The organism is Microcoleus sp. Pol12B4 (assembly GCF_036701385.1).
Classification (GTDB): Bacteria; Cyanobacteriota; Cyanobacteriia; order Cyanobacteriales; family Microcoleaceae; genus Microcoleus.
Genome location: NZ_JAUBQR010000278.1, coordinates 1 through 7,455, shown reverse-complemented (window position 1 = coordinate 7,455; position 7,455 = coordinate 1). Strand labels below are relative to the sequence as shown.

Sequence of the window (7,455 nt, the reverse complement as noted above, 5' to 3'; positions counted from 1 at the left end):
TCCGGGTGGAAATATCTATTAGTTATTCCTCTAACAGCACTTCCCGGCATCGGTTGAGAATTGCAACCACCGAGTACGGCATCGTATTGATTGGGTTGAGCCATGTTAGCCTTTCTCCTGATTCAGTACCTGCGGCATCTCATACCTTGCATTAACTTCTAAGTCCCCGAATTCAACATCTTGTTCTTCGAGATAATTATCTATTTCACCCAAGCAGGCTGCCGCCATTTTTAAATACACTTTCATTCTCGGATTGTCGCCGTGAATATCTTCTATTTCCCATCCCTCCGTTTTGGCTAGTATAAGTGCCAATCTTTCGAGTAATTCATGATACATGATGCTAGACTCCTGGGTTATTGGTTTAGATGATGAATAGATTGCCGTTGCACAAAGGTTGATTAATGAATATCCTGAAGATATTTTTTCTCCAATTGTTGGAGCAACTTCGGAGATCTCCAGGATGCAAGATTGATGAGAGATTCTAACCGCTCGTGCCAATACTTGCGGAGCGCATCAATTTCGGAATTGGCTAAGTTTTGCTGTTGTTCGGTTAAGCCTGCCGTCGCCCCTTCAATGGCTTGCTTGGCTTTTTGAATCTGGGCTATACACAGTGCGTACTCCGATTCAATTTCAGCCTCGAATTCTGCAACAAGGACTTGCTGCTGTTGGGTCATGTATTCTTTGCCTTTGAACATATCTAATATCTTGCTAGTGAATAAACTGTCGATTTCAACTTGCGCGGGATGCAGGTATTTTTAAATACGCCTTGATTCTGGGATTGTCTGAACGACTGTCATCTTCCCTCCTTTTTGAACATCGATCGATCTGCTGCTACCCCATCTATCACCAAACTCTCAAATGCAGCTTCTATCCAAATAGTCGCTCCCGAACACCGGGCTTTGCTCGCATCCTGAATCAACACGCACCCGCTGGTGAACTCTACCCGTTTGGCATAGACCGACCCCAAGTAAGTATTGATGCTGATAGCCCGCTCGTCCACCAACACTCCCCTCAGCTTGCTAGCTTTTTTATTGGCGGCAGTGATGTGCCTATTCACGTAAATCTGTGCTTTCATTACTGTTGTATCCGAACTTGCTTTGGGTACGGGGCGATCGCTCTTGACTTTGACCGGACTTGGGCGATCGCCTTTTTGATAACCTGCTAGCTAGTGTAGTTAGTTTACGAACTATTGTCAAGGCGCGTATGTCAGAGTTTTGGGGAGATGCACCATCAATAGAGGATTATTGGCGGGGCATCATTCTCTTTGGCAAGAACGTCGCCTCTTACAAATTTGCGCTAGCTCAGTCGCTGTTGGAGTTAGCACCCGGTGGTAAAAGCATCATCACCTTGGAGGAGTTGGCACAAGCTTATGCGCGGCATACTCTGGAACACCTGCGTTTGTGTGATAGCCAATCTCAAGAAACCAATGTTCCCTACCCGTTTTTGGAAGCTTGCCGCCGATACGACCGGGGTGAGATTAGCTACGAGGAGTTGATTTCGATTACGGCGAGGGAAGGGTTCAAGGTGGTGCTCGATAAGTTCCACAATGTCAATAAAGGGGAGACACCGATGCGTTTCTTCGCTTACGACCGCCGGGGTGCTAAAGCCATTACCCTGACCGATGAGTTGTTTGGGATGTTGGAGGGAAGCCAAGGGCAGAACTTACCCCAAGAGGTTGATGCACGGTGGCGGTTGGTGGAGACGGCATGGGAGTTGAAAGTATCCCGCAATCTGATTGGTGTAGATTACGATGCTGACCTGGAGCTGCTATTCGTCCGCAAACCACTGAGCCGCGTCAATATTACCTCGTGTCGCGGTGCTTTAAACGGTTATCAAAAGGGTAAGTGTTTCTACTGCTTTGGCGATATTTCGATTATCAGCAGTGCGGCAGATTTAACGGATGTAGACCACTTTTTTCCCCGCGTTCTCATCAACTACGGCATCGCTCATCCCGTTGATGGCATCTGGAATCTCGTGCTAGCTTGCGTTAGCTGCAATCGCGGGGTGGGTGGGAAATTCGACCAGCTCCCCCATAAACGCTATCTAGAAAGGCTCAACACCAGGAACGAGTTTTTGATTGGCAGCCACCACCCGTTACGCGAAACGCTGATACAGCAGACGGGTAATTCAGAACTCAAACGCCGCTCTTTTTTGATAGGCAACTACAATGCAGCAAAAACGGGTAGGCTAATTAATAGTAACTGGCAACCTGCTTTTGAGTACGCTCCTGTATTTTAATTGTGAAACCAATGGCTGAGAAATTTCAACGAATCAAGCTTTACTTCAACGTACAAAAGATTTGTGTGGGCGGTGTAGATGACGATTGGTGGCTCAAAGATTTTGACGGCGATTATTGGGCTTCTGATTACTTTTGGCTGCCAATTGGCTATAACCCGATTGGACAACATGGAGATGAACTTTTACAATTTCTCAAACCTCGTGCTTAGTTAATCCGATGAAAGACTACCGATGCACCCGCAACGCCCCCAAGTTGCCCAAACCGATCGACTACAAATTCTCCTAATTCACCCCACACAAATTGTTTATGAACGCTCAAAGTCACTCCATATTAAAATCGCATCCTATCCCCGGTGATGGCGGTCAAGCCCCCGGTTACATTACTCTCAGAGAATGGCGTCCTAATGAGGAATGGGTAACGCACTTCTACAACTGTCAAGACGGTGGCTTTTATTACGGCCGTTACTTCACCGATTTAGCTGAAGCTGAGGCTAACTTCGAGCTGCGGGTAAAGGAATATCTCGGTTTCTTGGGGAAGCTGCCCAGTTCCCTAGAGCCAGAGGAACCGATCCAAATACCGGAGTGCATCCTCCAAGGCATCGATGCAGTTCGAGAAGCACAAACAACCAATATGTTCCATGCAAACACGGTGCGGCTTCAAGCCGTAGCTTTGGGATATCTCGAAACCGCTCAATGGATTGAAGCAAACTTGGAAACCTATAGCAGCGGCATCTTTAGGGGATTCGCAGCTCTCTAAACTGGATTAAGTCGGTAACAGCAAAAGCGATCGCCCTATTTGCAGAGAAACAAGCTATGCCTAAACCAAAGAGGTATCCCGACAATTGGCAAGAGATTGCGCTCTCGGTGAAAGAAAACGCGGGCTGGCGTTGTGCAAAGTGCCATCAACAATGCCTGCGACCCGGTAAACTTCGACGCGGTAAACAAAGCGGCTTAACCAAATCTGAACGGTGTGCCTTAACTTTGGCGGTGCACCACCGCAACCGGATACCGGAGGACAACCGCCCAGAAAACTTAATCGCTCTGTGTACCGCGTGCCACTTGTCGTATCACAATCGCGGTCAGTCTAACGTATCGCCGGGGCAATTATCCTTGTTCCCTGATGATGCGGTGGATTGGGAGTTCATCGCTTCTTCTAGGGAATAGGCACGGGGCAATTTATCTCAATCGAATCCGCATTTTGTTAGCTCCATGTTGGCTCGTCTAATATCAAAACGGCACGTCCAAAATATAACTCGCTTTGCGACCTGAGATCGTCCGCGACACCAGCTCAAAGAGAGGATCGCCATCAAATTAGAAAATCCCCAAGATTGGGGGATGAGTCGCCGCTGCAAAACTAAACGACAATCTAATTATTTTATCAAATAAGCGTCACTGTCTGCGAATTGAAACAACTAATCCCGCTTCACCGTTACTCTTCGTTCGGCTCTATTTTTTGAGAACTGCTTCTAATACCATGCCGTACAAAGGTTTGCCGCTCTTACCTGTCACCTTTAAAATCGCTTCTTTTTAGTTAACTTTTGAGCTGCAATATTCTTAGTTGGTTGCCAGAAATCAATAATAAGTTAAAAGTATTAAAGCACTGTAGTTTTGGTTGAAAACTTTTAATAACTTTCAGGTTCGCGCCCTTAAAAAGATGAAGAGGCGTGTCTATTAACCGCCTCATAACATCTTTTAAGAATCACTTGGACTTCAATCAGGGTAGTACCTCAATCTAGGTGTTGGTCAATTAGGGCGATGAGTTTAGCGATCGCTTTCTGTTCTTCTAGAAGTAGTTCTTTGAGCTGGCGCATCTGTTCTTGATTGGGGGGTCTATGTACCAAGTCATTAACGAAGTCTAGCAGGGGAGACTTTCTAAAAGGTCGGGTCAAGGCAGCTTCATCTCGCAAGCGCTTGGTTCGCTCCAGCTTGGAACGTTGCAATCGGTTTTTAGCCTGACGGCGTGTGATAAGCCCGTCAAGTCTTTGACATACGTTCCCAGTCCTCTTCGTCTCCATATATGTCTTTCACTTGTTGTTTCAACTCGGTTATCTGCTCGGTCAGATTTGCCACCTGATCTTCAATAACGTCTGTTTTATCTTCCTGGATTTCCAGAGAAATTTCCACAGATTCGACATATTCCGTTAACTTTTGTATTGGATCGGGTTGGGGCGTGTCACCGTTAGGCGTGTCACCGTTAGGCCCGTTGCCGTTGGTCATAGTCATGCCTCACTGGTGTCTGATAGAAGAAACTGGCGATTGCTTTTGATACAGATGAAACTATCGCCAGCCTTGCTACAAAGTTGTTACCAAGTTGTTACCAAGTTGTTACCAAGTTCTATGCCAATTAGTTAGTTGGACTCAATGGGATTCGCTTAGTAACAATGCTCATAAATTCACCCTCACTTGGAGCAGGCATAAGGAAACTCCACTCGCTGATATGAGCGAACTGTAGCCCGTAAAGCCAGCGAATCGTGTATGTTACCCCGTAGCTCGATCCAAAAACCATTATCCTTACCCGTTCGTAGCCATCAGATTGAGCTGGCAAGCTGACCGCACCAGGAATCACCGACGGTAAAGTATCGTCTGAACTCGGCACAAAATTTAGATTTTGCGAATAAACCACTTGTGGCCTGAAACTTGGTGTCGTTGGCAGCCCAATATCAAAGTTTGTTGTCATAATTCGAGCCTCCTACTGGTTTTAGGGGATTAGTCGCATGGAAGATGTTCCAGATATTCTTTCTTGGCGTGATTATTTATAGGCTGCATCATTTCCCCATAAAAAACCCCAACCCACTAACGGGACTAAAAGAGAAATTTTAGATGCCATCTTCTATCAACTCAATAATTAATCGTTCCTCCCATCACCCGGTGTAGGCGCTGTCGGTGCGTTGGATTCGCTTGATATTCGCCAGCACAATGCGCTTGCTAGTTGGTTTTGTTCGACACGATCAAGAACTCGCACTGTCGGAAACCAAGCCTGTAAATGGGATAAGTCGCTGTTGACGCTACCCGAATACGCTTTGAACGGGTCGCTCTCCAAACAAACGAATGTTCGGACAGCGTAGAGTTCATCCAAATTGAGCCCGTCCAAGCGATTAATCAAGGATTCGAGGGAATATTTTCGGGGCGTTGTGTGTCCCGCAATCGCTTGTTCTCCCAGTTGCCACCAGCTCATCACGTCGGCTCGTTCGGTGGCACACAAAATCTCGTGTTTCCGAACGCAGATGTAAACTGGCTGTCCGTCTTCCTCTAGCAAATTATCTTGGTCATTTAGCAGGCGACCGGTGACTGTTTCAGGGCGAACGTCGGTCACTTCCATGCGCCCCATTGTGGTGGTGACGCGGGGATTGGGTATTTCTACAAAGCTTGGTCGGGCGGGTTGCGATGGCTGCCCGTAATCTGCGAACATAACGTTGCTCCTTGGTAGCTGGTGTTATCAGCGAATGGGAGAAGTCCTGGGAAAAGTGTTTGCACCACTGCACCAGGGCGTCATTCCCACACTAAAACCTGCGTTATAGTTGGTCAAGGAGTTTACCGTATACTATCTGGTATTACTTTCCGGTGAATTACTAATGGGATTGTTTGAGGCGCTCGGCAATGATGTTGGAGAGTTCGGGATTGTTGCCCGCTGCGTCAAGGATAGAACGAAGAGAATTGGCATAAGCGAGGGTTCGTTCGTACTGTTCGGGCATTTTCTCGAAATCAATGCCGCTTCCCCATTTACTCGAAATAGTCTCTGTTTGCACGGCTAGGATACGACTCAACAAGCGAACACATTCCGCTCTATAGCCCCTAGTAGCTTCCATCTGGGCATCGGCATTGAACCACAGCCTACAAAACTCGCGTGCTTTCACAGGTTTTACAAATTTATCGATAGAACGTCTTTTTATTACCAACATAATTGTCCCTAGCTCACCTTATATCTTATGGTAAACTAGGGAGAAAGAATCGTTTGGATTTACACGATAATATCATGTAACGAATGGTTAAAACTCCACAGCCGTTTGTGAACAAAGCTCAGGCTTAAGAAAACCACAGCGTTGGTACAACATAGGAAGCCCGCGACAACAATCAGCAAGCGTTCGAGTAGAGATCAAACACGGGAAAAAATATGACCGAATCAGTTAGAGCCGTCCGAGCCTCGGTGCAAATAGGTTCTCTCACAGTCGATGGGTTCATGCTGCCAGATGGCAGTTATCGGATGAGCCAGACACAGGCGGCAGAAACAATTGATGAGCCTCCGGTTTACGCATTACGTTTTTTGAGATCGAATGGCTCTAAAGCTTTACTGGGAGAGACATATACGGATTACACTCCGGAGTCGGTTGAAGTTGAGTCCGAGCTGGGTCAACGAGGTCAAACCCGCATTAATGCGCTTCCGTTGAACGTGGTTACTGCCTACTGGCTAACTCGTGCCTACAAGGGAAATCGTAAGGCGTTTCTTCTTTCCTGGGCGCTGCTTACCGAATCTCTCGAACGTCGGTTTGACGAAGCTTTCGGCGTTACCCGCACCGAGACTGAAAGAAACGAATTGCTCAGCCAGCGAGTTCAAGAGCTTGAGCGCGATATCAGAGAAGCGTTTTGGGTTGACGATGAAGCCAGAAGCGAGCGCGACTACTTTGAGCGTTTACTCAGAGAAAACGGCATCGATCCTTGGAGAATGCCGGGGGGTGAGGAGGAACCGAGCTAATTGTCCTCGGCAACAATTGGGATTTTTTGATTCCCAAATTCCTTGCCAGCTAACGCTCGCTTGCAATACGCCGGCATATAAAATTTGAAAAGGCTGTTGCCGACAAGCGACCGCATCGATTAGACCAGACCAAAAAAAAGAGTCCGCTATCTTTAGAAGAGACGGCGAACAAACAAATTAAAAAAAGTTTAGATTCATCATAGTTCATTTCTGTCATTACCGCAGATTTTGCACCTTTGCACGTCAACGGTAGTTACAGCGCCGGGCCGTCTCTTCTACATTTAGCGGGTTTTTGTCAAAAAAACCAGTTAGCACCGCTATGAGTAGCGAGAGGCATCTATGAACGTTGTACAGCAATTTGAATCTACCGCTTATCTTTGCCCCAAACACAAGAGCCACATTGAGAGCCGGGGGTTGTTGAACGATTGGAGTTACGCCAACTGCCGAACCGTATCTGCGGATGAGGCATCAGTTTACTTGGGCTACGCGGCGAAGTCTGGCGGTATCCTGTTTGTGGGAAAAACCAC

14 protein-coding genes are annotated in these 7,455 nt (G+C 47.0%); 6 read left to right on the top strand and 8 right to left on the bottom strand.

The features are described from left to right. Nucleotides 1-105 precede the first annotated feature (105 nt). The 3 genes from QUA38_RS26055 to QUA38_RS26045 all read right to left on the bottom strand — a co-directional run bounded on the left by QUA38_RS26055 (nt 106) and on the right by QUA38_RS26045 (nt 1,075). Nucleotides 106-336: a hypothetical protein gene (locus QUA38_RS26055; RefSeq protein WP_333167037.1), complete on the bottom strand. Its 231-nt coding sequence runs from the start codon at nt 334-336 to the stop codon at nt 106-108. 62 nt (nt 337-398) lie between these two features. Then, complete coding sequence (locus tag QUA38_RS26050) at nt 399-695, bottom strand: hypothetical protein (protein ID WP_333167035.1); 297 nt, start codon at nt 693-695, stop codon at nt 399-401. Between the two features lie 98 nt (nt 696-793). Then, a complete protein-coding gene (locus QUA38_RS26045; protein ID WP_333167033.1) occupies nt 794-1,075 on the bottom strand; it encodes a hypothetical protein in 282 nt (93 codons plus the stop codon). Nucleotides 1,076-1,203: 128 nt separating this feature from the next. On the opposite strand from QUA38_RS26045, the gene QUA38_RS26040 reads away from it, so the two are divergent. The 4 genes from QUA38_RS26040 (at nt 1,204) to QUA38_RS26025 (ending at nt 3,402) form a co-directional block, all read left to right on the top strand. Further along, nucleotides 1,204-2,238, top strand: coding sequence for a hypothetical protein (locus tag QUA38_RS26040; RefSeq protein ID WP_333167031.1), 1,035 nt, complete (start codon nt 1,204-1,206; stop codon nt 2,236-2,238). Between the two features lie 11 nt (nt 2,239-2,249). Continuing rightward, complete coding sequence (locus QUA38_RS26035; RefSeq protein ID WP_333167029.1) at nt 2,250-2,447, top strand: hypothetical protein; 198 nt, start codon at nt 2,250-2,252, stop codon at nt 2,445-2,447. 98 nt (nt 2,448-2,545) lie between these two features. Beyond that, complete coding sequence (locus QUA38_RS26030) at nt 2,546-2,995, top strand: hypothetical protein (protein WP_333167027.1); 450 nt, start codon at nt 2,546-2,548, stop codon at nt 2,993-2,995. A 56-nt stretch (nt 2,996-3,051) separates the two neighbouring features. Then, on the top strand, nt 3,052-3,402 hold the full coding sequence (locus tag QUA38_RS26025) for an HNH endonuclease (RefSeq protein WP_333167025.1): 351 nt from the start codon (nt 3,052-3,054) through the stop codon (nt 3,400-3,402). Nucleotides 3,403-3,965: 563 nt separating this feature from the next. Here QUA38_RS26025 and QUA38_RS26020 read toward each other — a convergent pair. The 5 genes from QUA38_RS26020 to QUA38_RS26000 all read right to left on the bottom strand — a co-directional run bounded on the left by QUA38_RS26020 (nt 3,966) and on the right by QUA38_RS26000 (nt 6,044). Continuing rightward, a complete protein-coding gene (locus QUA38_RS26020; protein ID WP_333167023.1) occupies nt 3,966-4,178 on the bottom strand; it encodes a hypothetical protein in 213 nt (70 codons plus the stop codon). Between the two features lie 34 nt (nt 4,179-4,212). After that, complete coding sequence (locus tag QUA38_RS26015) at nt 4,213-4,455, bottom strand: hypothetical protein (protein ID WP_333167022.1); 243 nt, start codon at nt 4,453-4,455, stop codon at nt 4,213-4,215. 127 nt (nt 4,456-4,582) lie between these two features. Next, nucleotides 4,583-4,915, bottom strand: a complete 333-nt coding sequence (locus QUA38_RS26010; RefSeq protein WP_333167020.1) for a hypothetical protein — start codon at nt 4,913-4,915, stop codon at nt 4,583-4,585. A 168-nt stretch (nt 4,916-5,083) separates the two neighbouring features. Then, nucleotides 5,084-5,647, bottom strand: coding sequence for a hypothetical protein (locus QUA38_RS26005; protein ID WP_333167018.1), 564 nt, complete (start codon nt 5,645-5,647; stop codon nt 5,084-5,086). A 160-nt stretch (nt 5,648-5,807) separates the two neighbouring features. Beyond that, on the bottom strand, nt 5,808-6,044 hold the full coding sequence (locus tag QUA38_RS26000) for a hypothetical protein (RefSeq protein ID WP_333167017.1): 237 nt from the start codon (nt 6,042-6,044) through the stop codon (nt 5,808-5,810). A gap of 305 nt (nt 6,045-6,349) precedes the next feature. Here QUA38_RS26000 and QUA38_RS25995 point away from each other — a divergent pair, with 305 nt between their 5' ends. Continuing rightward, nucleotides 6,350-6,928, top strand: a complete 579-nt coding sequence (locus QUA38_RS25995) for a hypothetical protein (RefSeq protein ID WP_333167015.1) — start codon at nt 6,350-6,352, stop codon at nt 6,926-6,928. A gap of 339 nt (nt 6,929-7,267) precedes the next feature. Continuing rightward, nucleotides 7,268-7,455 (top strand): hypothetical protein (locus tag QUA38_RS25990; protein ID WP_333167013.1); only part of this gene is annotated, 188 nt, incomplete at its 3' end.

Coding starts and splice junctions, on each gene's coding strand:
- QUA38_RS26025 (WP_333167025.1), top strand. CDS start 3,052: ATGCCTAAACCAAAGAGGTATCCCGACAATTGGCAAGAGATTGCGCTC.
- QUA38_RS26030 (WP_333167027.1), top strand. CDS start 2,546: ATGAACGCTCAAAGTCACTCCATATTAAAATCGCATCCTATCCCCGGT.
- QUA38_RS26055 (WP_333167037.1), bottom strand. CDS start 336: ATGTATCATGAATTACTCGAAAGATTGGCACTTATACTAGCCAAAACG.
- QUA38_RS26035 (WP_333167029.1), top strand. CDS start 2,250: ATGGCTGAGAAATTTCAACGAATCAAGCTTTACTTCAACGTACAAAAG.
- QUA38_RS26000 (WP_333167017.1), bottom strand. CDS start 6,044: ATGGAAGCTACTAGGGGCTATAGAGCGGAATGTGTTCGCTTGTTGAGT.
- QUA38_RS25995 (WP_333167015.1), top strand. CDS start 6,350: ATGACCGAATCAGTTAGAGCCGTCCGAGCCTCGGTGCAAATAGGTTCT.
- QUA38_RS26045 (WP_333167033.1), bottom strand. CDS start 1,075: ATGAAAGCACAGATTTACGTGAATAGGCACATCACTGCCGCCAATAAA.
- QUA38_RS26040 (WP_333167031.1), top strand. CDS start 1,204: ATGTCAGAGTTTTGGGGAGATGCACCATCAATAGAGGATTATTGGCGG.
- QUA38_RS26005 (WP_333167018.1), bottom strand. CDS start 5,647: ATGTTCGCAGATTACGGGCAGCCATCGCAACCCGCCCGACCAAGCTTT.
- QUA38_RS26015 (WP_333167022.1), bottom strand. CDS start 4,455: ATGACCAACGGCAACGGGCCTAACGGTGACACGCCTAACGGTGACACG.
- QUA38_RS26010 (WP_333167020.1), bottom strand. CDS start 4,915: ATGACAACAAACTTTGATATTGGGCTGCCAACGACACCAAGTTTCAGG.
- QUA38_RS26050 (WP_333167035.1), bottom strand. CDS start 695: ATGTTCAAAGGCAAAGAATACATGACCCAACAGCAGCAAGTCCTTGTT.